Source organism: Nocardioides sp. Z21_20, from assembly GCF_059766585.1.
Genome location: NZ_JCBAJX010000004.1, coordinates 87198 through 109905 on the forward strand (window position 1 = coordinate 87198; position 22708 = coordinate 109905).

Here is a 22708-nt window from a genome sequence, read left to right on the forward strand (position 1 = left end):
GCGCTGGTTCCGGTTCACGTCTTCCTCGCTGGGAGGAGACGACCCGGCGGCTGAGAGGACACCCCATGCAGAAGGACATCCACCCCGCTTACGTCGAGACCCAGGTGACCTGCACCTGTGGCGCGACGTTCACGACTCGCAGCACCGCGACCTCCGGCACCCTCAAGGCCGACGTCTGCTCGCAGTGCCACCCCTTCTACACCGGCAAGCAGAAGATCCTCGACACCGGCGGTCGCGTGGCCCGCTTCGAGGCGCGCTACGCCAAGGCTGGTCAGAAGAAGTAGCTCTCCTCACTGCGCCGGTCCCCGCCCTGTGGCGGGGGCCGGCGTTCGTGGTTTCCGTCCACTGACCACCGAGGAGCCCCCATGTTCGAGGCCGTCACCGGACTCGTCGCCGAGCACGCCGAGCTCGAGACCAGGCTGTCCGAGCCCGAGACCCACGCCGACCAGGCGCTGGCCAAGCGGCTGAACCAGCGCTACGCCGAGCTGAGTGCCGTGGTGCGCGCCTGGCACACCTGGCGCGAGCTGGGTGACGACATCGAGGCCGCCCGCGAGCTCGCGGGGGAGGACGCCTCCTTCCTGGAGGAGGCCGCCGAGCTGGTCGTCCGGCAGGAGGCGGTCGCCGAGCGGCTGCGCCTGCTGCTGGTGCCCCGCGACCCGGCCGACGCCAAGGACGCGATCCTCGAGGTCAAGTCCGGGGAGGGCGGCGAGGAGTCGGCGCTCTTCGCCGCGGACCTGCTGCGGATGTACACCCGCTACGCCGAGAACCGCGGCTGGCGCACCGAGGTGCTGGACTCGACGCCCTCGGACCTGGGCGGCTTCAAGAGCGTGACGCTCGCGGTCAAGGCGAAGGGGACCCCCGAGCCGGGGGAGGCCCCCTACGGCCTGCTCAAGTTCGAGGGGGGCGTGCACCGCGTCCAGCGGGTGCCGGTCACGGAGTCGCAGGGGCGGGTGCACACCTCCGCGGCGGGCGTGCTGGTGATGCCCGAGGCCGAGCAGGTCGACGTGCAGGTCGACGACAACGACCTGCGCATCGATGTCTACCGCTCGTCGGGTCCCGGCGGGCAGAGCGTGAACACCACCGACTCGGCCGTGCGGATCACCCACCTGCCGACCGGGATCGTGGCCAGCTGCCAGAACGAGAAGAGCCAGCTGCAGAACAAGGAGCAGGCGATGCGGATCCTGCGCGCGCGGCTGCTCGCCGCGGCCCAGGACGCCCGCGACGCCGAGGACAGCGAGGCGCGACGCAGCCAGATCCGCACCGTGGACCGCTCCGAGCGGATCCGCACCTACAACTTCCCGGAGAACCGGATCTCCGACCACCGCACCGGCTACAAGTCCCACAACCTCGACCAGGTGCTGGACGGCGCCCTCGAGCCGGTGATCGAGGCCTGCGTGCGCTCGGACGTGGAGGCCCGGATGGAGGCGCTGGAGTCGTGAGCGCCGCACGCCGGGCACTGCGCGAGGCGGCCGAGCGCCTGGAGCGTGCCGGGGTCGTCTCCGCGCGCCGCGAGGCCGAGCTGTTGCTGGCCCACGTCCTCGGCATCACCCTCGGGCGCCTGCCCCTGGTCGACGACGTCACGCCCGAGCAGCTCGCGGCCTACGAGGAGCTCGTGGCTCGGCGCGCCACCCGGGTGCCCCTGCAGCACCTCACCGGGACCGCCGCGTTCCGCCACGTCGAGCTGGCGGTCGGCCCCGGGGTGTTCGTGCCGCGGCCCGAGACCGAGCTGCTCGCCGGCTGGGCCGTCGAGCAGGCCCGCGCCGTCGCGCAGGAGCGCGGCGAGGAGCCGGTCGTGGTGGACCTGTGCACCGGCTCCGGGGCGATCGCCCGCGCCCTGGCCGACGAGGTGCCCGGCGCGCGCATCCACGCCGTGGAGCTCGACGACGCGGCGTACCCCTGGGCCCAGCGCAACCTGTCGGGCACCGGGGTGGACCTGCGCCACGGCGACATGGAGACCGCCTTCCCCGAGCTCGCCGGCTGCGTCGACGTGGTCGTGTGCAACCCGCCGTACATCCCCCTCACCGCCTGGGAGGGCGTCGCCGTCGAGGCGCGCGACCACGACCCGCACCTGGCGCTGTTCTCCGGCGACGACGGGCTGGACGCGATGCGGGTGCTCGAGCGCCGTGCGGCGCTGCTGCTGCGTCCCGGAGGCGTGCTCGGCGCCGAGCACGCCGACCAGCAGGGCGAGTCCGCTCCGGCCGTGCTCACCGCCACCGGCCGGTGGCGTGAGGTGCGCGACCACCACGACTTGGCGGGCCGTCCGCGCTTCCTGACGGCGCGACTGGCACGATGAGCAACGGCCATGACGAGGAAAGGCAGCTCGTGAGCACGCGATACCCCACGGACACCGACGAGCAGCGTGAGGAGGCCGTCTCCGCGGCCAGCCTGGCGGTACGCCGCGGCCGGCTCGTGGTGCTGCCGACCGACACCGTCTACGGGATCGGCGCCGACGCCTTCGACCCCGCCGCGGTCCGCGCGCTGCTGGCGGCGAAGGGACGCGGCCGGGAGATGCCTCCGCCGGTGCTGATCAGCGCCGTCACCACCGTCGATGCGCTCGCCGTGGGGCTGCCGGGCTACGCACGGGCGCTGATCGAGGAGTTCTGGCCGGGAGCGCTGACGCTGGTCTGCCGGCAGCAGAGCTCGCTGCAGTGGGACCTCGGCGACACCCGGGGCACGGTGGCGGTGCGGATGCCCGATCACGAGCTCGCGCTCTCCATCCTGGAGCGCACCGGGCCGCTGGCGGTCAGCTCGGCCAACCGGACCGGGATGGCGGCGGCCGTGAACGCGGACGAGGCCGAGGAGATGCTGGGCGAGAAGGTCACCGCGATCGTCGACGGGGGACCGGTCCCCGGCAAGCAGGCCAGCACGATCGTCGACGTCACCGGCGCGCAGCCGCGCCTGCTGCGTCGCGGCGCGCTGAGCGTGGAGCAGCTCAACGCGGTCCTCGAGCCGCTCGGGGTCACCGTCACGGACGAAGGCTGACCCTGTGCGCGAGTACGTCCTGGTCTTCCTCGTGGCGGCGGCGGTCACCTACCTGCTGACGGTGATCGCCCGTGAGATCGCGCTGCGCACCGGAGCGGTGGCGCGGGTGCGCGACCGGGACGTCCACGCCGAGCCGATCCCGTACCTGGGTGGGCTGGCCATGCTGGGCGGCCTGGTGGCGGCGTACCTGGTGGCGCGCGAGCTGCCCTTCCTCTCCCGCAGCCAGGACTTCGTGTTCCGCGACGCGGCGGTGGTGCTCGCGGCGGGGGCGCTGATCTGCGCGGTGGGAGTGCTCGATGACATCTTCGAGCTGGACGCGCTGACCAAGCTCGGCGGGCAGGTGCTCGCCTCGGGGTTCCTGATCGCCTTCGGGGTGCAGTACTTCTTCTTCCCCCAGCCCGGGGACGCCCAGTTCGCCGTGGACCCGGTCCAGGGGGCCCTGCTCACCGTGCTGGTGGTGGTCGCGACGGTCAACGCGGTGAACTTCGTCGACGGCCTGGACGGCCTGGCCGCCGGCGTGGTCGGCATCGGCGCGATCGCGTTCTTCGTGTTCAGCTACAAGATCGCCGACCTCAACGGTCTCGCGCTGGCGTCCACCGGTGCGCTGCTCAGCGCCTCGCTGGCCGGTGCCTGCTTCGGCTTCGTGGCACACAACTTCCACCCGGCGCGGCTGTTCATGGGCGACAGCGGCTCGATGCTGATCGGGCTGGTGCTCTCGGCCAGCGCGCTGACGCTGACCGGGCAGTTCTCCGGCACGGACCTGAGCCAGGGCAACAGCCTGCTGCCCACGCTGCTGCCGGTGCTGCTGCCGGTGTCGATCATGATCGTGCCGTTCGCGGACCTGGTGCTGGCGGTGGTGCGCCGGACCAGGGCGGGCCGCTCGCCGTTCGCCCCGGACAAGCAGCACCTGCACCACCGCCTGCTCGAGATCGGGCACTCGCACCGTCGCGCGGTGCTGATCATGTGGCTGTGGGCCGGCCTGATCGGGTTCGGCACGGTGACCGCCAGCCTGTACAGCGGCCGGCTGATGTGGCTGGCGCTGGCCTTCATGGTGGTGTTCACGATCGCTGCGACGTTCGTCCTTCCGGTCGTCAAGAAGCCGCGGATCCCGGTGGTCGACGACCTGGTCGAGGAGCTCACCAGGGGCGATGATCCCGCGGGTTTCGAGCCCCCGGGGACCTTGTGATAACTTTCACGAGCGTCGCTGGACCAGTCCGGTGACACCCACTAGCTCCCTCAGAGGACGGCCGCCGAGCATGACGACCGAGTCGAAGACAGACCGCCGCGCCAGCGGTGGGCTCGTCCTCCTCGGAGCCGGCGTGGCCTCGCTGGGGGTCGCCGCCGTCGGGACCGGGCTCGGCGCCCTCGTCGCCGGTGGTCCGGGCGCGCTCGGCGCCCTGGCCGGGTCGCTGCTGGCCACCGTGGTGCTCGCCTTCGGGCTCCAGGTCACCCACGTGGTCACCATGCTGCAGCCGGCCCTCTCGCTGATCGTGGCGCTGATGACCTACGGGCTGCAGATCGCCATGGTCACCGCCGTCCTGGCCGGCCTCTCCCGTTCCGGTGCGCTCGGCTCGCAGCTCGACGCGTCGTGGACCGTCGGGGGAGTGGTCGCCGCGGTCCTGGTGTGGACATGTGTCCAGGTGGTGCTCTTCATGCGCCTGCGGATCCCGCTCTACGACCTCCCCGACGCGACTGACAGCACGTCGCGCGCCTCCGCGGCGTCCGTCCCCGCGAAGGCGGGTGAACGATGACCTCGTCCGACTGCTATTGTCCGGGGCGCGATGGCTCAGAAGAAACCACCTACTGGCCGCGTCGGCGACACCTCGGGGGTGCCTGGACCGGACCCCTGGCGGGCGTTCAGCTACCTGGTGACCGGCGTGCTGATGTACGGACTCATCGGCTGGGCGCTGGACCTCTGGCTGGGCACCACCTTCCTGGTCGGGATCGGCGTCGTCTTCGGTGCGGTCCTGGGGTTGTACCTGACTTTCAAGATCTTCAAACAGCCACGGGCGGACTCCTCGCAGGAGCCGCCGGGCGATACGCAGCAGAACAGGCATCCGTAGTGCGGCAGACACAGGAGACAGCGTGAGTGCGATCGCGATGAACGCGGTCCGGGCCGAGGGGTTCACTCCCCCCGGGCCGGGAGACTTCAACCTCCCCCCGATCGGCCCGGACAAGACGTTCGAGTTCCTGGGCGAGACCATGTACCTCGGCGTCACCAAGCCGATGCTGCAGATGGTGCTGGCCGCGATCCTCGTCTTCGGTCTGCTCTACGCCGCGGGCCGCAAGCGCGCCATGGTGCCGGGCAAGTTCCAGTACGTCGGCGAGGCCGGCTACGGCTTCGTGCGCAACTCCCTGGGCCGCGACATCATCGGCAGCCACGACTTCATGAAGTTCGTGCCCTACCTGGTCGCGCTGTTCTTCTTCATCCTGGTGAACAACCTGATGGCCGCGGTCCCGTTCTTCCAGTTCCCGACGTTCTCGCGCGCCGGCATCGCCTACGCCCTGGCGCTGCTCAGCTGGCTGGTCTACAACGGCGTCGGGATCAAGCGGCACGGGTTCGGCGGCTACTTCAAGCTGCAGACCGTCCCGAACGGGATCAAGGGCCCGGTGCTCCTGCTGCTGATCCCGCTGGAGTTCTTCTCCAACATCCTGGTCCGCCCGGTCACGCTGGCCCTGCGACTGTTCGCGAACATGTTCGCCGGCCACCTGCTGCTGATCCTCTTCGCCCTGGGCGGCGAGTACCTCCTCCTGCACGGTGAGGGCCTGGTGAAGCTCGCCGGTCCCATCGCGTGGCTCATGTTCGTCCTGATCAGCTTCCTCGAGCTGCTGGTTCAGGTCCTTCAGGCGTACGTCTTCGTGCTCCTGACCTCCATGTACATCTCGGGTGCTCTCGCAGACGAGCACTGAGATCCCGCAAGACTGCACCACCGCACGACCCCTCCGTAGGAACAACGAAAGGAAGAAGCCGTGGACGGCTCTCTGAACATGCTCGGCTACGGTCTCGCCACCGTGGGCCCCGGTCTGGCTGTCGGCCTGATCTTCGCCGCCTACATCAACGGCGTTGCTCGCCAGCCCGAGGCACAGGGTCGCCTGCAGCCGATCGCGATTCTGGGCTTCGCCCTTGCCGAGGCGCTCGCCATCATCGGCATCGCCCTCGCGTTCGTGCTCTGACCCTCCTGACCAGCACTGACGAAGGACCACGCCCATGAACTCGATCACCCTCGCGGCAGGGGGGGACCTCAATCCCCTCATCCCGCACCCGGTGGAGATCGTCCTGTCGCTGGTTGTCTTCGGCCTGCTCTGGTTCGCCGTCAAGAAGTGGGTTGTCCCCAACTTCGAGGCGACGTTCGCGGAGCGCACGTCTGCTATCGAAGGCGGCCTCCACGCCGCCGAGACCAAGCAGGCTGAGGCCGACGCCAAGCTGGCCGAGCTCGAGCAGCAGCTCGCGCAGGCACGCCACGAAGCGGCGCGCATCCGTGAGGAAGCGCGCGAGCAGGGCGCAGCCATCGTGGCCGAGATGCGGGACCAGGCCCAGGCCGAGTCCTCCCGCATCGTGGAGCACGGCAAGACCCAGATCGAGGCGGAGCGCCAGCAGGCCGTCGCCTCGCTGCGGGCCGAGGTCGGCACCCTGGCCACCAGCCTGGCCGGTCGTATCGTGGGCGAGAGCCTCGACGACGAGGCTCGCCAGAGCCGCGTGGTCGAGCGGTTCCTCGCCGAGCTCGAGACCGAGCGGCCGCAGAGCGGAGTCAACTGATGACCTTCCGCGGAGCATCGAAGGACGCCGTCGCGACCCTGTCCGAGGAGCTGAGCAGCACGCTCACCCTCGAGCAGGACGCTGCGGCGGTCGGCGCCGACCTGTTCTCGCTGGCAGCGGTGCTGCGCAGCGAGCCGGGGCTGCGCCGGGTCGCGACCGACGTGTCGATCCAGCCTGGTGCCAAGTCCGACCTGGTCCAGCAGATCTTCGCGGGCAAGGTGCACGGCGCGGCACTCACGCTGTTGGCCAGTGCCGTGACCCGTCGGTGGACCTCGACGCGGGACCTCCCCGACGCTCTCGAGCGTCTCGGTGTGGTCGCGGTCGTGCGCTCCGCCGGTAGCGGGGACGGCGCGGCTCGTCTCTCCGACGAGCTGTTCGCCTTCGGGCAGGTCGTGAAGGACAACCCGGACCTCCGGGACGCCCTCTCCGACCCGTCGCGCTCCGCGCAGGACAAGCAGGCACTGGTCCGCGGCCTCCTCGACGGCAAGGCGCTGCCGGCAACGGCGGCGCTCGTCGAGCAGGCCCTGGCCGGTACCTACCGCACCATCGGTGTCGCCCTGCGTGAGTTCCAGCAGATCGCCGCCGAGGTCCACCAGGAGACGGTGGCCACCGTTCGCGTGGCACGTCCGCTCTCCGACGGTGACCGCCAGCGGTTGACCGACGCTCTCTCCCGCCAGTACGGCCGCGACATCCACCTGGACGTCGTCGTCGACCCGCAGGTGATCGGCGGCATCCGTGTGGAGATCCGCGACGATGTGATCGACGGGACGGTCTCGAGCCGTCTCGACGACGCACGTCGCAAGCTGGCCGGCTGAGACCGTCCTTCGTAACGTATGAACCCGAGCAGACTTAGAGAACAGGAAGACGTATGACGGAGCTTTCGATCCGTCCGGACGAGATCCGCGACGCGCTGACGCGCTTCGTGTCGGACTACAAGCCCGAGACCGCCAGCCGTGAAGAGGTCGGCACCGTTGCCGAAGCAGGCGACGGCATCGCCCGCGTCAGCGGTCTGCCGTCGGTCATGGCCAACGAGCTGCTCGAGTTCGAGGACGGCACCCTGGGCCTGGCCCTGAACCTCGACACCCGCGAGATCGGTGTCGTCGTGCTCGGCGACTTCGACAAGATCGAGGAGGGCCAGGCGGTCCGCCGTACCGGCGAGATCCTCTCGGTCCCCGTCGGTGACGGCTACCTCGGTCGGGTCGTCGACCCGCTGGGCAAGCCGATCGACGGCCTCGGCGAGGTCGAGACGGTCGGGCGCCGCGCCCTGGAGCTCCAGGCTCCGTCGGTGGTCCAGCGCAAGTCGGTGCACGAGCCCCTCGCCACCGGCATCAAGGCGATCGACGCGATGACCCCGATCGGCCGTGGCCAGCGTCAGCTGATCATCGGCGACCGCGCGACCGGCAAGACCACGGTCGCCATCGACACGATTATCAACCAGAAGCAGTACTGGGAGACCGGCGACCCGAGCAAGCAGGTTCGCTGCATCTACGTCGCCATCGGCCAGAAGGGCTCGACCATCGCCTCCGTGCGTGGCGCCCTCGAGGAGGCCGGCGCGCTGGAGTACACCACGATCGTGGCGTCGCCCGCGTCCGACTCCGCCGGCTTCAAGTACCTGGCGCCGTACACCGGCTCGGCCATCGGCCAGCACTGGATGTACGAGGGCAAGCACGTCCTCATCGTGTTCGACGACCTCACCAAGCAGGCCGAGGCCTACCGCGCGGTGTCGCTGCTGCTGCGCCGCCCGCCGGGCCGTGAGGCGTACCCCGGTGACGTGTTCTACCTGCACAGCCGGCTGCTCGAGCGTTGCGCGAAGCTCTCCGACGAGCTGGGCGCGGGCTCGATGACCGGTCTGCCGATCATCGAGACCAAGGCCAACGACGTCTCGGCGTTCATCCCGACCAACGTCATCTCGATCACCGACGGTCAGATCTTCCTGCAGTCCGACCTGTTCGCGGCCAACCAGCGCCCGGCCATCGACGTCGGCGTCTCGGTGTCCCGAGTCGGCGGCGCGGCGATGACCAAGGCGATGAAGGCCGTCACCGGCTCGCTCAAGGTCGACCTGGCGCAGTTCCGCGCCATGGAGGCGTTCGCGATGTTCGCCTCCGACCTCGACGCCGCCTCGCGTCAGCAGCTCGACCGCGGTCAGCGGCTGATGGCGCTGCTCAAGCAGCCCGCCTACAGCCCGTACCCGGTCGAGGAGATGACCGTGTCGCTGTGGACCGGCACAAGTGGTCGCCTCGACCGCGTGCCGGCCGAGGACGTGCTCCGCTTCGAGAACGAGTTCCTCGACTTCCTGCGGCGTCAGCACTCCGGCATCCTGTCGGCGATCCGCGAGTCGCTGAAGTTCGAGAGTGAGACCGAGACGTCGCTTGAGGACGCCTACGACTCGTTCCTGGACCAGTTCGAGACCTCCGACGGCCAGTCGATCAAGCCTGGCAAGGAAGAGCACGTCGCGCTCGAGGACGCGGACATCGAGCAGGAGCAGATCGTCAAGCAGAAGCGGGGCTGACGATGGCACTGTCGCTGCGTGAGTACCGCGCGCGGATCAAGTCGACGGAGTCGATGAAGAAGATCACGCGCGCCATGGAGCTCATTGCTGCGTCCCGGATCATCAAGGCGCAGCAGCGGGCGCAGGCGGCCGCGCCGTACGCCCGCGAGCTGACCCGTGCGGTGTCGGCCGTGGCGACGTTCTCGAACGTCGAGCACGCCCTCACCACCGAGCCCGAGAACCCGCGCCGCGCCGCGGTCCTGGTCGTGACCAGTGACCGCGGCCTGGCGGGGGCCTACTCCTCCAACGTTCTCAAGGAGGCCGAGCGCCTCGTCGAGAAGCTGAAGGAAGAGGGCAAGGAGGCCGACCTGTACGTCGCCGGCCGCAAGGGCGAGGCGTACTTCAAGTTCCGCCAGCGGCCGATCCAGCGGGCGTGGACGGGCTTCTCCGACCAGCCGACCTACGACAAGGCCGACGAGATCGGCGCGACGCTGATCCAGGCGTTCCTCGCCGACGACGACACCGAGCTGGCCGAGGGCGACCCGCGTCCGGTGGACGAGGTGCACGTGATCTACACGCGCTTCCGTTCCATGCTTCTGCAGGAGCCCACCGCCAACCGTCTGCTGCCCCTCGAGGTCGTGGAGGGCACGGAGGCGCCTGAGGAGTCGGAGCTGCTTCCGCTCTACGAGTTCGAGCCCTCGGCAGAAGAGGTGCTCGACCTGCTGCTGCCTCGCTACGTCCAGAGCCGGATCTTCTTCTCCCTGCTGCAGTCGGCCGCCTCCGAGCTGGCCGCCCGTCAGAAGGCGATGAAGTCCGCGACGGACAACGCCGACGAGCTGATCAAGAAGTACAAGCGCATCGCCAACCAGGCTCGCCAGGCTGGCATTACCCAGGAAATCAGCGAGATCGTCGGTGGCGTCAACGCCCTCGCCGACGCCAACGCCGGGAATGAGTGAGAGATATGACTGCCACTGTTGCTGAAACGACCGACCGGGGCGGCTCGGCCCGCGGGGTCGGCCGTATCGCCCGCGTCATCGGTCCGGTCGTGGACATCGAGTTCCCGACCGACGCGATGCCCGAGATCTACAACGCCCTCAAGGTCGACATCGAGCTGGGCGGTGAGACCAACGAGATCACCCTCGAGGTCTCGCAGCACATCGGTGACGGCATGGTCCGCGCCATCTCCATGCGCCCGACCGACGGCCTGGTCCGTGGCACCCAGGTGCGCGACACCGGCGAGTCGATCAGCGTCCCCGTCGGCGACGTCACGCTCGGCAAGGTGTTCAACACCACCGGCGAGTGCCTGAACCTCGAGCCCGGCCAGACCCTCGACGTCAAGGAGCGGTGGGGCATCCACCGCAAGGCGCCGGCCTTCGACCAGCTGGAGTCGAAGACCCAGATGTTCGAGACGGGCATCAAGGTCATCGACCTGCTCACGCCGTACGTGACCGGTGGAAAGATCGGTCTGTTCGGTGGCGCCGGGGTCGGCAAGACCGTGCTGATCCAGGAGATGATCGCCCGCGTCGCCAAGAACCACGGTGGTGTGTCGGTGTTCGCCGGCGTCGGTGAGCGCACCCGTGAGGGCAACGACCTGATCGTGGAGATGGAGGAGGCCGGGGTCCTCGGTCAGACCGCCCTCGTCTTCGGTCAGATGGACGAGCCGCCGGGCACGCGTCTGCGCGTCGCCCTGTCCGCCCTGACGATGGCGGAGTACTTCCGCGACGTGCAGAAGCAGGACGTGCTGCTGTTCATCGACAACATCTTCCGGTTCACGCAGGCCGGCTCGGAGGTCTCCACGCTGCTCGGCCGGATGCCGTCCGCGGTGGGCTACCAGCCGAACCTGGCCGACGAGATGGGTCAGCTCCAGGAGCGGATCACCTCGACGCGCGGTCACTCGATCACCTCGATGCAGGCGATCTACGTGCCCGCCGACGACTACACCGACCCGGCGCCGGCCACGACGTTCGCGCACCTCGACGCGACGACCGAGCTGTCGCGTGACATCGCGTCGATGGGCATCTACCCCGCCGTCGACCCGCTGACCTCGACCTCGCGGATCCTCGACCCGCAGTACATCGGTCAGGCGCACTACGACTGCGCCATCCGGGTCAAGGGGATCCTGCAGCGCAACAAGGAGCTGCAGGACATCATCGCGATCCTCGGTGTCGACGAGCTGTCGGAGGAGGACAAGATCGTCGTCCACCGTGCGCGTCGCATCCAGCGGTTCCTGTCGCAGAACACCTACGTCGCCAAGCAGTTCACCGGCATCGAGGGCTCCACGGTTCCCGTGGCCGACACGATCGAGGCGTTCGACAAGATCGCCGCGGGCGAGTACGACCACGTGGCCGAGCAGGCCTTCTTCATGTGTGGTGGGCTCGACGACGTCGAGGCCAAGTGGGCCGAAATCCAGAAGAGCCTGTGAGCGGACGGTGGCCCCGGTCCTGCCGGGGCCACCACCTCTCGTGACACCAGAAAGGAGTCACCATGAGTGACCTGCTGCAGGTCGAACTCGTCGCGGCGGACCGCTTGGTCTGGTCCGGCGAGGCGAAGATGGTCATCGCGCGCACCACGGAGGGCGACGTCGGCATCCTGCCGGGGCACGCGCCGCTGCTGTCGCTGCTCGTCCACGGCGTGGTCGACGTCCAGACGAGCGAGGGCGAGACCTGGGTCGCGGCCGTCGACGCCGGCTTCCTGTCGGTGGCCGACAACCGCGTCTCGATCCTTTCCGAGCGTGCGGAGATGTCGCACGAGATCGACCTCGAGAAGGCGCGTCACGAGCTCGACCGGGCTCGCGAGGTCGGCGAGGTCAACGACGAGGCTCTCGACAACGTCAACCGCCTCGAGGCACGCGTGCGGGCGGTCGAGAAGGCCTCCTGACACCACGCCGGGAGGCGCCCGCTAGGGTGTGCCCACTGACGTGAATGGCGGGCCCCGGGGCCCGGCGGAGGAGGGATGGATGCCGCTGTGGCTCTGGCTGCTCGATGCGGCCGGCATCCTGCTCCTGCTCGTCCTGGCCTACGGCTTCTGCCTGGTCGTCCGCCGTCGTCTGCTCTCCCGTAACCGGGGGACCTTCGAGCTCAGCTACCGCGTCCGGTCCGAGAGGGCCGGACGCGGTTGGCTTCTCGGGCTCGGCCGCTACTCGGGTGACTCCCTGGAGTGGTTCCGCATCTTCTCGCTGTCGCCGCGGCCCAAGCGGGTCTGGCGTCGTACGGGGCTCTCCTACGTCGGCCAGCGCGCGCCCGCCGGCGTCGAGCAGGTCTCCCTCTACGCCGACCACGTGGTCGTCGTGTGCTCCACCCCCGAGGGCGAGATCGAGCTGGCGATGAGCCGCTCCTCGCTCACCGGCTTCCAGTCCTGGCTGGAGGCCGGACCACCCGGTTCGAGACGGGTGCGCTGAACCCTGGCCGGGCGGCCGGGAACGTTGCGCCGCCCCCTCGTGGGCTAGACCCCCGCAGGCACGGTGTCGGAGCCCTTCGATACGGTGCGGCGATGAGTGCGACGATCGAGGTCTCCGGCCTCACCAAGACCTTCCGCGGGGTGCGGGCGGTCGACGACCTGTCCTTCACCGCGCGACCCGGGGTGGTCACCGGCTTCCTGGGGCCCAACGGCGCCGGCAAGACGACCACCCTACGGATGCTGCTCGGGCTGGTGCGCCCCGACGCCGGCAGCGCCACCATCGGCGGAAAGGCCTACGCCGAGCTCAGGCGCCCGGGCGCCGTCGTCGGCGCCGACCTCGACGCCGCCAGCTACCACCCCGGGCGCACCGCACGCGACCACCTCCGGGTCTACGCCCCGCTGGTGGGGGCGGGCGACGCGCGCTGCGACGAGGTGCTCGCGCTGGTCGGCCTGGCCGAAGCCGCCAGGCGCCGGGTCGGCGGGTTCTCGCTGGGCATGCGTCAGCGACTGGGTCTGGCCACCACCCTGCTCGGCGACCCCAGCGTGCTGCTCCTCGACGAGCCGGCCAACGGGCTGGACCCCGAGGGCATCGTCTGGCTGCGCGGGTTCCTGCGCCACCTCGCCGCCGAGGGCCGCACGGTCCTCGTCTCCAGCCACGTGCTGGGGGAGGTCCAGGCCACCGTGGACGACGTGGTGATCATCGCCCGCGGCCGGCTGGTGCACTCCTCGCCGCTGGCGGAGCTCGTGGCGCTGGCCGCGCCCCAGGTCCGCGTGGTCACCCCCGACGTACCGGGCTTCGAGCGACTCGCGCTCGAGCAGGGCTGGGGGATCACGCCGACGTCCGACGGGCTGCTGATGGCCGGGCCGACCTCGGCCGCGGTCGGCGCGGCGGCACACCGCGCAGGCCTGGAGATCCACGGCCTGGCGGGGGACGGCGTCTCCCTCGAGGAGGTCTTCCTGCGGCTCACCGCGGCCCCGGACCCCAGCGACGTCGCGGCCGGCCGGGAGGTGGCGGCATGATGGCCCCGCTCGTCTCGGAGCTGCGCAAGATCACCAGCACCCGGATCTGGTGGATCATGGCGCTGCTGCTGTTTGCCTACATGGCCTTCCTGGGCGCGGTGATGGCGCTGAGCCTCACCATCGACGGCGGTGCGGAGGCGATGACCGGCCAGCCGGGCGCCGCGCAGCTGCCGGCGGTGGACGTCGCGCTGTCGGCGTACACGCTGGCCGCCGCGCTGGGCTACGTGTTCCCGTTGGTGGTCGGCGCGCTGGCGATGACCGGCGAGTTCCGGCACAAGACGATCACCCCCTCCCTGCTGGCCGAGCCGCGCCGCGGCGTCCTGCTCGGCGCCAAGCTGGCAGCGGGTCTGCTGGTGGGTCTGCTGCACGGCGTGCTGGGGACCCTCGGCGGGGTGGTCGGGGCCGCCCCGGTCCTCGCGCTGAGGGACGAGCCGGTGCTGCTCGGGGACGGCGAGGTGCTCACCGCGCTGCTGCTGTGCGTGGTGGCGCTGGCGATCTGGGCGGTGATCGGCGTCGGACTCGGCACGATGCTCACCAACCAGGTGGCCGCCGTCGTGGTGATCCTGGCGTTCACGCAGTTCGTGGAGCCGATCCTGCGGGTGGGCTTCGCCGCCTTCGACGCCCTCGAGGGCGTGTCCCGATTCTTCCCCGGCGCCGCCGCCGAGGCGCTGATCGGGACGAGCCTGTACAGCACCACCGGGCTGGCCACCCTGCTCTCGCGCTGGGAGGGCGGGCTGGTGCTCCTCGGCTACGCCGCGCTGTTCGCGCTGATCGGGCGCTACACCACCCTGCGCCGCGACGTCACCTGATCCTCAGCGCTCGCCGCCGGGCACCCAGAGCACGTCGCCCTGGGCCCGGTTGGCGTGCCGGGCCAGGATGAACAGCAGGTCCGAGAGCCGGTTGAGGTAGGTCAGGGCCACGACGTTCATCGTCTCGGCATGCTCGGCGTACGCCGCCCAGCCCGAGCGCTCTGCACGCCGTACGACGGTGCGCGCGACGTGCAGCAGGGCCGCGCCGGGCGTGCCGCCGTTGAGGATGAACGAGCGCAGGTTGGGCAGCTGCTCGTTGTACTCGTCGCACCAGGCCTCGAGGCGGTCGACGTAGGACTGCTCGATGCGCAGCGGCGGGTACTGCGGATCGGGCACCACGGGGGTGCAGAAGTCGGCACCGACGTCGAAGAGGTCGTTCTGCACGCGCGTCACGATCGCGGCCACGTCCTCGGCCAGGTCGCCCTGGGCGAGGGCCACGCCGAGGTGGGCGTTGGCCTCGTCGACGTCGGCGTACGCGTGCAGCCGCAGGTCGTTCTTCGACGTCTCGCTCATGTCGCCCAGGCGGGTGGTGCCGGCGTCGCCGGTGCGGGTGTAGATGCGGGTGAGGTTGACCATGGGGCCCAGCCTAGGTGCCGCCGCGTGGCGCTGAGCGGGCGCTCACCCGGATACCGGACGAGGCGCGCACGCCTCGGGCGGTATGTGACCTGGATCACGACACGCGGAAAACCTGTGGCGCAGGTGCAACGAAACGGCGTACTCAGGCGTCAGTGTGAGTAGCGGACAAGCAATCGCCTGGACCCGGCCGGGTCAGCGGGCATCTGGCGGCCGGCGCCGGGGGACGGGGTGGGTCACGTGATTCAGGTGCAGGGCAGCACCCTCAGGCTGCAGGGTGACGTGGACGTCCGCAGCACCGCCTCCGTGCGCGACGCGCTCTACGAGCTGCTGGAGCTGCACGGCGAGATCGTCGTCGACCTCACCGACGTGGTCTCCGTGGACCTCACCGCGCTGCGGATGCTGGCCGTGGCCACCCGTCGCGCGGCGCAGGGCGGGGGACACGTGACCCTGCGCGGCGCCCGCCCCACGGTGCGCCGACTGCTGCACCTCTCGCACCTGATCCGGCTCGTCGAGATCGAGCGGAGCCGCGCGCTCGTGTGAGCTCGCGCCCCGCCCGACGGTGTCGTCTGCGCCACACGGCGGCGGCGTTTACGCCCCGGTAACTTGGCACTATGTTCAGCCCATGACTGTCTCCGCCGAGAACCGGCCGCCCCACGACGAGGCCGACGCGAAGCAGGCCGCCCTGCGAGGCCCCGCCGCGAAGGACCGCCCCTGGGTGATGCGCACCTACGCCGGCCACTCCACGGCCGAGGCGTCGAACGCGCTCTACCGCACCAATCTCGCGAAGGGGCAGACCGGTCTCTCGGTGGCCTTCGACCTGCCCACCCAGACCGGCTACGACCCGGACTCCCCGCTGGCCCGCGGCGAGGTCGGCAAGGTGGGGGTCCCGGTCCAGCACCTCGGCGAGATGCGCAAGCTCTTCGCCGACATCCCCCTTGTCGAGATGAACACCTCGATGACGATCAACGCCACCGCGATGTGGCTGCTGGCGCTCTACCAGGTGGTGGCCGAGGAGCAGAACCCCGACCTCGAGCCCAGCGAGGTCGCCGCCCAGCTCGCGGGCACGACGCAGAACGACATCATCAAGGAGTACCTCTCCCGCGGGACCTACGTGTTCGGCCCCGACCACTCGCTGCGCCTGATCAGCGACGTCATCGCCTACACCGTGCACCAGATCCCCAAGTGGAACCCGATCAACATCTGCAGCTACCACCTGCAGGAGGCCGGCGCCACGCCCACCCAGGAGCTGGCCTACTCGCTGTGCACCGCGATCGCCGTACTGGACCAGGTCAAGGCCTCCGGACAGGTCTCCGAGGAGGACTTCGGCAAGGTCGTCGGCCGGATCTCCTTCTTCGTCAACGCCGGTGTGCGGTTCGTCGAGGAGACCTGCAAGATGCGGGCCTTCGTGCGGCTGTGGGACGAGATCACCCGGGAGCGCTACGGCGTCACCGACCCCAAGATGCGGCGCTTCCGCTACGGGGTGCAGGTGAACTCGCTCGGCCTCACCGAGGCGCAGCCGGAGAACAACGTCCAGCGCATCGTGCTGGAGATGCTCGGGGTCACCCTGTCCAAGAACGCCCGCGCGCGCGCCGTACAGCTGCCCGCCTGGAACGAGGCGCTCGGTCTGCCGCGGCCCTGGGACCAGCAGTGGTCGCTGCGCCTGCAGCAGGTCCTCGCCTTCGAGTCCGACCTGCTCGAGTACGACGACATCTTCGAGGGCTCGACGGTGATCGAGGCCAAGGTCGCCGAGCTCGTCGAAGGGGCCAAGGCCGAGATCGACCGGGTGCAGGCGATGGGCGGGGCGATCGCCGCGGTGGATTCCGGCTACATGAAGCAGGCGCTGGTCTCCGCCCACGCCGCGCGCCGCGCGCGCATCGAGGAGGGCGTCGAGAAGATCGTCGGCGTCAACGTCTTCGAGACCACCGAGCCGTCGCCGCTCACCGCGGACCTGGACGCCGCGATCATGGCCGCCGACCCGCTGGCCGAGCAGTCTGCCCTGGACTCGCTCGCGCAGTGGAAGGCGCAGCGCGACGAGACCGAGGTCGCCGAGGCGCTGGCCCGGCTGGCCGCGGACGCCAAGACCGACACCAACCTGATGCCGGCCACCCTCGCCGCCGCCCGCGCCGGCGTCACCACGGGGGAGTGGGCCGGCGCGCTGCGCGAGGTCTTCGGCGAGTTCCGGGCGCCCACCGGCGTCTCGGGCGCCGTCGGCGTGGCCGACGCCGGTGCGGAGCTGACCCAGGTGCGCGAGCGGGTCCGGGCCACCGGCGAGGAGCTCGGCGGCCGGCTGCGCCTGCTGGTCGGCAAGCCCGGGCTCGACGGTCACTCCAACGGCGCCGAGCAGGTCGCCGTCCGGGCGCGTGACGCCGGCTTCGAGGTGATCTACCAGGGGATCCGGCTGACTCCGGAGCAGATCGTGGCGGCGGCGGTCGCCGAGGACGTGCACTGCGTCGGTCTCTCGATCCTGTCCGGCTCGCACATGGAGCTGGTCCCGGCCGTGCTCGAGGGGCTGCGCAGCGCGGGACTGGGCGACGTCCCGGTGATCGTAGGCGGGATCATCCCCGACTCCGACGCCCGCGCCCTGGCCAAGGCGGGCGTCGCGGCCGTCTACACCCCCAAGGACTTCGGGCTCACCGAGATCATGGGCGGCATCGTGGACGTCATTCGCCGGGCCAACGGGCTGGACTGAGCCGGCGAGCGGCGCCGACCCGTCACTGCCTCCGCCGTGCACGGCGTGTCTGGTCGAGGCAGTGACGGGTCGCGGGATTGGGGTGGGATGGGGTGGGAAAGTCAGGTTAGGCACGCCTTAGTTCTGGTACGGTGCTGGGGTGGGCAAGAAGGTGAAGCCGCCGAAGTCGAAGTGCTGCGTGTCCAAGGACAGGTGCAAGCGCTGCCCGATTCGGATGCTCAAGGAGGGCACGCTGCCCGAGGGGTATACGGTCAAGAAGCGCAAGCTCGTGAAGGTGGACGCCGAGAAGTCCCCCACGAAGAAGCTGCCGAAGGCAGCCTGACCCCCAACTCACCAGGAGTCACCGGTGCCCGCAGCACGCTTCGTGGAGCAGCTCAACGCCCAGATCGGCAACGAGCTCGCCGCCCACAACCAGTACCTCGCCTGCGCTGTGCACTACGACGCGCTGACGATGCCGCGGATGGCCGCGTTCTTCTACGGCCAGGCGCTCGAGGAGCGCGAGCACGCGATGATGATGGTGCAGTACCTGCTCGACACCGACGCCGAGGTGATCATCCCCGGCGTCGAGGCCCCGGTCACCGGCTTCGCGGACATCGCCGCTCCGGTGGCGCTCGCGCTCGAGCAGGAGAAGCGGGTCACCGAGCAGGTCAACGCGCTGCTGCGGGTGGCGCGCGAGGAGCACGACTACGCCTCCGAGCAGTTCATGGCCTGGTTCATCAAGGAGCAGGTCGAGGAGGTCGCCACGATGAGCGACCTGCTCACCGTGGTGACCCGCAACGCCGACGACGTCGAGGACATCGAGGAGTACGTCGCCCGCGAGCAGGGCGGCGCGGACGCGGATCCGACCGCGCCGCGCGTCGCCGGAGCCTGACGCCACGCCGCACACGCGGCAGACTCCTCCCATGAGTCGAGTTCTCGTCGTCGGTGCCGGGGTGGTGGGGCTGACCTGCGCGGTGCGCCTGCTCGAGGCCGGGCACCGGGTGGACGTCGTCGCGCGCGACCTGCCGCTGGAGACCACCTCGGCCGTCGCCGGCGGGTTCTGGTACCCCTACCGGGCGCTGCCCCAGGACCGGGTGACCGCCTGGTCGGCGACGACCTACGCCGTGCTCGACGCGCTCTCCGACACCGACCCCGAGGCCGGCGTGCGGATGGTCGAGGGCACCGAGGTGTTCCGGGCGCCCGAGCGCGATCCGTGGTGGCTGCCCGCGGTGCCCGCCCTGGCCCGTCCGGCGGCGCTCCCACCCGGCTACGCCGACGGGTGGACGTTCGTCAGCCCCGTGGTCGAGATGCCGGTGCACCTGCGCTGGCTGGTCGCGCGCATCGACGAGCTGGGCGGGACGCTGACCCGGATGAACCTCTCGGCGCTCCCGGAGACCGACGAGGCGGTGGTGGTCAACTGCTCCGCGATCGGCTCGCGCCTGCTCGCCGGTGACCGCACGGTGGTCCCGGTGCGGGGACAGGTGCTGTACCTGGAGCAGGTCGGCCTGCGCAGGTGGTGGCTCGACAGCGCGGTCCCGACCTACGTCATCCCGCGCACGCACGACATCGTGGTGGGCGGCACCGACGAGGAGGGCGAGTGGAGCCGGACGCCGGATCCGCGCACGGCGGAGCAGCTGCTGGAGCGCGCCCGCGCGCTCGTCTGGGAGCTGCGCGACGCCCGGGTGCTGCGGCATCGGGTGGGGCTGCGCCCGGTGCGCCCCGCCGTCCGTCTGGAGCGGGTCGGGCGGCTGGTCCACTGCTACGGGCACGGAGGTGCCGGGGTGACGCTGGCCTGGGGTTGCGCCGACGAGGTGGTCGCCCACGTGGAGGATGCGCTCAGAGTCGATGCCCGCCGCTAGCATGCGCTCCATGCCCGAGCCGCTCTCGGCCGACGGCTCCCTGTTCCGGGAGATCGTCGAGTCCGCCCCCGACGCGATGGTGGTCGTGGACGGCGAGGCGAGGATCGTGCTGGTCAACACGCAGACCGAGCGGATCTTCGGCTACTCCCGCGCGGAGCTCCTCGGGCAGCCCCTGGAGATCCTCGTCCCGGATCGGGTCCGCGCTGCTCACCTGGAGCACCGGGCGCGGTTCGCCGCGGATCCGAAGGCTCGCCCGATGGGGATCGCCCGCGAGCTCGTCGGCGTACGTCGCGACGGCAGCGAGTTCCCGGTCGAGATCTCGCTGTCCCCGGTCCACGGCGCCCAGGGTCCGCTGATCTCCGCGGCGGTGCGTGACGTCACCGAGCGCAAGCGCGGCGAGGACCGGTTCCGCAAGCTGCTCGAAGCCGCCCCCGACGCGATGGTGATCGTGGACGACGCCGCCACCATCGTCCTGGTCAACCGCCAGGTCGAGCGGGTCTTCGGCTACCGCCGCGAGGAGCTGATCGGCCGGGAGATCGAGATGCTCGTGCCCGAGCGCTTCCGCCGCGGTCACCGCGCCCGCCGCGACGGGTTCCTGCGGACCGCGTCCGACGCCCGGCCGATGGCCAACGGCGTGGAGCTGGCCGGCCTGCGCAAGGACGGCACCGAGTTTCCCGCCGAGATCTCGCTGTCCCCCCTCGACACCGAGGAGGGGGTGCTGGTCTCGGCCGCGGTGCGGGACATGTCCGACCGCCTGCAGCTGCGCGAGCAGCACCACCGGATGCGCGAGCAGGTGATCGCCACGGTCTCCCACGAGCTGCGCACCCCACTGACCTCGATCCTGGGCTACGCCGAGCTGATGGGGGACCTCGGCGACGACGAGCTGGGCCCGGCGGCACGCCGCCTCCTCGAGATCGTCTCGCGCAACGCCTCGCGCGAGCTCCAGCTCGTCGAGGACCTGCTCACGCTGGCCTTCATCGGCGAGGAACGGATGACGATCGATGCGGTCCCCATCGACCTGGGCGACATCGCGCGGCAGGCGGTCATCGCCAGCCGGGAGCGGGCCGAGCGGGCCGCGATCGAGGTGCGCGTCATCGACGACGCGTCGAGCCCGGTGCTGGGGGACGCCCACCGGCTGCGGCAGGTGGTGGAGCAGCTGCTCGGCAACGCCCTGAAGTTCACCCCGGCCGGTGGCCGGGTCGAGATCCGCCTGCGCGACGTCGCCTCGATGGCCGTGCTCGAGGTCGAGGACACCGGGATGGGGGTCCCACCCGAGGAGCTCCCCCAGGTCTTCGAGCGGCTCTACCGGGCCGCCGGCGCGGTGGACGCACACATCCCCGGCGCGGGCCTGGGGCTGCCGATCACCAAGGCCATCGTGGAGGCCCACGGCGGCTGGATCGACGTCGAGAGCGAGCCGGGCCGGGGCACCGTCTTCCGGGTGGGGCTGCCCTACGCCGAGCGGCGGGTGCTGGACGGGGCCTGAGTCGGCTCAGCGCTTGAACAGGGCGGTCAGCATGGCGCCGATCGAGCCGATCGCGATCACCAGGCCCCACAGCAGCAGCCCGAGCACCGCTCCGGTCCGCGCGGAGACGCCCAGCCCGGCGTCGGTGTCCACCAGCGGCCACAGCACGGCGCCGAGCACAGCGCCCACGGCGATGAAGAGCAGCGCCACCCGGACGCCGTCGAAGGCAGGAGTGCGCGCCACGTCAGAAGAGCCTGTGCTCTGAGTCGTCCATGCCGCGCAGGAGGTTGTAGTCCACCACCGCGCAGGCGATGCCGCGGTCGGTGGCCAGCACCCGCGCCTGGGGCTTGATCTCCTGGGCGGCGAAGATGCCCCGCACCGGGCCCTTGCGGGTGAGCGCGGGATCGCGGTTGAGCAGCTCCAGGTAGCGGGTCAGCTGCTCCACGCCGTCGATGCAGTCGATACCCGCCGCTTCAAGCGCGGCTCGGGAACGGGGCGATCTGGCGACGCCAAGACTTGACCTCGCCGTGAAGTTCATCGGTTGGAATCGTAAGCAGAACCGGATACCCGTCCCCCAAGCGAACATCATCTGGCTCGGCGGGCGGGCAGGCTTCCTGGGACATCAGGAATCGAAGCTGAGTGTCGTTGGCAGTTTGTGCGACAACCTCGATCACAAGGATCGGTTCGGTGAATGCGATCCGTGTTTCGTCTGGCCGCTGGCGGGCAACTGCTTCGAGCCAGTTGCCGAGTTCTATCGCCTCGTCGGAATAGAGACATGGGAATGCCCACTCCCACGTCCGGCCGTCCACGGCGACGCGACCTTCGATGTTGAGCCAGTCGGGTTCTACGTGTCGGCCCGAAGGAAGATCGAGCCCATTCGGAAACTGGTAGCCGGTGACGTTGACTTCGACGAACGAAGCGTCGCTGCTTGTGAGACGCACGTTGTGACTAGAACAGACGCTCGGTCGGGTCGTCCAGACCCCGGAGCGCGTCGTAGTCGACCAGCGCGCACGAGATGCCCTTGTCGGTTGCGAGTACCCGCGCCTGTGGCTTGATCTCCTGGGCCGCAAAAATCCCTCGCACCGGACCCTTGCTCGTCAGCAGGGGATCGCGGTTGAGTAGTTCCAAATATCTTTCCAACTGGAGGACGCCGTCGATCTCGCCGCGTCTCTTGATCTCCACCGCCACCGACGCGCCCTCGGGGTCGCGGCACATCAGGTCGACGGGGCCGATCGCCGTGGGGAACTCGCGCCGGACCAGCGTCAGCCCCTCGGCCAGCGTGCCGGGATGCTCGGCGAGCAGCTCCTGCAGGTGCTTCTCCACCCCGTCCTTGCGCAGGCCGGGGTCGATGCCGAGGTCGTGGCTGGAGTCGTGCAGGATCTCCTCGATCAGGATGCGCAGGGTGTCGTCGGTCTTGCTGGTGACCGTCCACTCCACCCGCTGCGCGCCGTCCTCGTCGACGACCGACTCGCGCACCGTGCACGGCGGCGACATCCAGTTGAGCGGCTTGTAGGAGCCCCCGTCGGAGTGCACCAGCACCGAGCCGTCGCCCTTGATCATCAGCACCCGGGTGGCCATCGGCAGGTGGGCGGTCAGCCGGCCTGCGTAGTCGACCTGGCAACGGGCTACGACGAGTCTCACGGGGCGGCAATCTACCCGCCCGGCAGCCCGGGCGCCCATCGCCGCGACCT

At 70.3% G+C, this 22708-nt stretch carries 28 protein-coding genes and 1 pseudogene; 24 read left to right on the plus strand and 5 right to left on the minus strand.

Going from position 1 to position 22708, the window contains the following annotated elements:
- The first annotated feature begins 65 nt into the window (after positions 1-65).
- The 18 genes from rpmE to AC6EH9_RS09195 all read left to right on the plus strand — a co-directional run bounded on the left by rpmE (position 66) and on the right by AC6EH9_RS09195 (position 14452).
- On the plus strand, positions 66-284 hold the full coding sequence (gene rpmE, locus AC6EH9_RS09110) for a 50S ribosomal protein L31 (RefSeq protein ID WP_498422415.1): 219 nt from the start codon (positions 66-68) through the stop codon (positions 282-284).
- 81 nt (positions 285-365) lie between these two features.
- The gene (prfA, locus tag AC6EH9_RS09115; RefSeq protein ID WP_498422418.1) at positions 366-1439 is read left to right on the plus strand and encodes a peptide chain release factor 1; all 1074 of its coding nucleotides are present in this window, start codon (positions 366-368) and stop codon (positions 1437-1439) included.
- A complete protein-coding gene (gene prmC / locus AC6EH9_RS09120) occupies positions 1436-2293 on the plus strand; it encodes a peptide chain release factor N(5)-glutamine methyltransferase (RefSeq protein ID WP_498422420.1) in 858 nt (285 codons plus the stop codon). Before prfA ends, prmC begins: the two co-directional genes overlap by 4 nt.
- Positions 2294-2322: 29 nt before the next feature.
- The gene (locus AC6EH9_RS09125) at positions 2323-2982 is read left to right on the plus strand and encodes an L-threonylcarbamoyladenylate synthase (RefSeq protein WP_498422421.1); all 660 of its coding nucleotides are present in this window, start codon (positions 2323-2325) and stop codon (positions 2980-2982) included.
- 4 nt (positions 2983-2986) lie between these two features.
- The gene (locus AC6EH9_RS09130) at positions 2987-4168 is read left to right on the plus strand and encodes a glycosyltransferase family 4 protein (protein WP_498422423.1); all 1182 of its coding nucleotides are present in this window, start codon (positions 2987-2989) and stop codon (positions 4166-4168) included.
- Between the two features lie 70 nt (positions 4169-4238).
- Positions 4239-4733: a hypothetical protein gene (locus AC6EH9_RS09135; protein ID WP_498422425.1), complete on the plus strand. Its 495-nt coding sequence runs from the start codon at positions 4239-4241 to the stop codon at positions 4731-4733.
- Positions 4734-4763: 30 nt separating this feature from the next.
- Complete coding sequence (locus AC6EH9_RS09140) at positions 4764-5045, plus strand: AtpZ/AtpI family protein (protein WP_498422427.1); 282 nt, start codon at positions 4764-4766, stop codon at positions 5043-5045.
- A gap of 22 nt (positions 5046-5067) precedes the next feature.
- Positions 5068-5892, plus strand: coding sequence for a F0F1 ATP synthase subunit A (gene atpB / locus AC6EH9_RS09145; protein ID WP_498422429.1), 825 nt, complete (start codon positions 5068-5070; stop codon positions 5890-5892).
- A gap of 60 nt (positions 5893-5952) precedes the next feature.
- Positions 5953-6156, plus strand: a complete 204-nt coding sequence (locus tag AC6EH9_RS09150) for an ATP synthase F0 subunit C (RefSeq protein ID WP_275887100.1) — start codon at positions 5953-5955, stop codon at positions 6154-6156.
- A 34-nt stretch (positions 6157-6190) separates the two neighbouring features.
- Positions 6191-6739, plus strand: a complete 549-nt coding sequence (locus AC6EH9_RS09155; RefSeq protein ID WP_498422431.1) for a F0F1 ATP synthase subunit B — start codon at positions 6191-6193, stop codon at positions 6737-6739.
- A complete protein-coding gene (locus tag AC6EH9_RS09160; protein ID WP_498422433.1) occupies positions 6739-7554 on the plus strand; it encodes a F0F1 ATP synthase subunit delta in 816 nt (271 codons plus the stop codon). The genes AC6EH9_RS09155 and AC6EH9_RS09160 overlap by 1 nt, the downstream gene beginning before the upstream one ends.
- A 53-nt stretch (positions 7555-7607) precedes the next feature.
- Positions 7608-9248, plus strand: coding sequence for a F0F1 ATP synthase subunit alpha (gene atpA / locus AC6EH9_RS09165; protein WP_498422434.1), 1641 nt, complete (start codon positions 7608-7610; stop codon positions 9246-9248).
- A 2-nt stretch (positions 9249-9250) separates the two neighbouring features.
- A complete protein-coding gene (locus tag AC6EH9_RS09170; RefSeq protein ID WP_498422437.1) occupies positions 9251-10183 on the plus strand; it encodes a F0F1 ATP synthase subunit gamma in 933 nt (310 codons plus the stop codon).
- 5 nt (positions 10184-10188) lie between these two features.
- Entirely contained in the window at positions 10189-11649 is a 1461-nt protein-coding gene (gene atpD / locus AC6EH9_RS09175) for a F0F1 ATP synthase subunit beta (RefSeq protein WP_498422438.1), read from the plus strand.
- Between the two features lie 62 nt (positions 11650-11711).
- Entirely contained in the window at positions 11712-12104 is a 393-nt protein-coding gene (locus tag AC6EH9_RS09180) for a F0F1 ATP synthase subunit epsilon (protein WP_498422440.1), read from the plus strand.
- A gap of 79 nt (positions 12105-12183) precedes the next feature.
- Positions 12184-12624: a DUF2550 domain-containing protein gene (locus AC6EH9_RS09185; RefSeq protein ID WP_498422442.1), complete on the plus strand. Its 441-nt coding sequence runs from the start codon at positions 12184-12186 to the stop codon at positions 12622-12624.
- A 92-nt stretch (positions 12625-12716) separates the two neighbouring features.
- The gene (locus AC6EH9_RS09190) at positions 12717-13643 is read left to right on the plus strand and encodes an ATP-binding cassette domain-containing protein (protein WP_498422444.1); all 927 of its coding nucleotides are present in this window, start codon (positions 12717-12719) and stop codon (positions 13641-13643) included.
- Positions 13640-14452, plus strand: coding sequence for an ABC transporter permease (locus tag AC6EH9_RS09195; RefSeq protein ID WP_498422445.1), 813 nt, complete (start codon positions 13640-13642; stop codon positions 14450-14452). Before AC6EH9_RS09190 ends, AC6EH9_RS09195 begins: the two co-directional genes overlap by 4 nt.
- A 3-nt stretch (positions 14453-14455) precedes the next feature.
- On the opposite strand, the gene AC6EH9_RS09200 is transcribed toward AC6EH9_RS09195, so the two are convergent.
- Complete coding sequence (locus AC6EH9_RS09200) at positions 14456-15028, minus strand: cob(I)yrinic acid a,c-diamide adenosyltransferase (RefSeq protein ID WP_498422447.1); 573 nt, start codon at positions 15026-15028, stop codon at positions 14456-14458.
- Between the two features lie 237 nt (positions 15029-15265).
- On the opposite strand from AC6EH9_RS09200, the gene AC6EH9_RS09205 reads away from it, so the two are divergent.
- The 6 genes from AC6EH9_RS09205 (at position 15266) to AC6EH9_RS09230 (ending at position 21038) form a co-directional block, all read left to right on the plus strand.
- Positions 15266-15568, plus strand: a complete 303-nt coding sequence (locus tag AC6EH9_RS09205) for an STAS domain-containing protein (protein ID WP_498422448.1) — start codon at positions 15266-15268, stop codon at positions 15566-15568.
- A gap of 82 nt (positions 15569-15650) precedes the next feature.
- Positions 15651-17717 (plus strand): protein meaA, encoded by a 2067-nt coding sequence (locus tag AC6EH9_RS09210; protein ID WP_498422449.1) that lies wholly within the window; start codon positions 15651-15653, stop codon positions 17715-17717.
- A 139-nt stretch (positions 17718-17856) separates the two neighbouring features.
- Positions 17857-18039: a hypothetical protein gene (locus AC6EH9_RS09215; protein ID WP_498422451.1), complete on the plus strand. Its 183-nt coding sequence runs from the start codon at positions 17857-17859 to the stop codon at positions 18037-18039.
- Between the two features lie 24 nt (positions 18040-18063).
- A complete protein-coding gene (locus AC6EH9_RS09220; RefSeq protein WP_498422453.1) occupies positions 18064-18588 on the plus strand; it encodes a ferritin in 525 nt (174 codons plus the stop codon).
- Between the two features lie 31 nt (positions 18589-18619).
- Positions 18620-19555 carry an FAD-dependent oxidoreductase gene (locus AC6EH9_RS09225; protein WP_498422456.1) on the plus strand — a complete coding sequence of 312 codons (936 nt, stop codon included), beginning with the start codon at positions 18620-18622 and terminating at the stop codon, positions 19553-19555.
- Positions 19556-19565: 10 nt separating this feature from the next.
- Complete coding sequence (locus AC6EH9_RS09230) at positions 19566-21038, plus strand: PAS domain S-box protein (RefSeq protein WP_498422458.1); 1473 nt, start codon at positions 19566-19568, stop codon at positions 21036-21038.
- 6 nt (positions 21039-21044) lie between these two features.
- On the opposite strand, the gene AC6EH9_RS09235 is transcribed toward AC6EH9_RS09230, so the two are convergent.
- The 4 genes and pseudogenes from AC6EH9_RS09235 to nucS form a co-directional block, all read right to left on the minus strand.
- The gene (locus AC6EH9_RS09235; RefSeq protein WP_498422459.1) at positions 21045-21260 is read right to left on the minus strand and encodes a hypothetical protein; all 216 of its coding nucleotides are present in this window, start codon (positions 21258-21260) and stop codon (positions 21045-21047) included.
- Between the two features lies 1 nt (position 21261).
- Positions 21262-21471: pseudogene (locus tag AC6EH9_RS09240) on the minus strand (endonuclease NucS domain-containing protein); the annotation flags it as partial.
- A 19-nt stretch (positions 21472-21490) separates the two neighbouring features.
- Positions 21491-21958 (minus strand): WapI family immunity protein, encoded by a 468-nt coding sequence (locus AC6EH9_RS09245; protein WP_498422460.1) that lies wholly within the window; start codon positions 21956-21958, stop codon positions 21491-21493.
- Positions 21959-21965: 7 nt separating this feature from the next.
- A complete protein-coding gene (nucS, locus tag AC6EH9_RS09250; RefSeq protein ID WP_498422462.1) occupies positions 21966-22658 on the minus strand; it encodes an endonuclease NucS in 693 nt (230 codons plus the stop codon).
- Between the last annotated feature and the right edge of the window lie 50 nt (positions 22659-22708).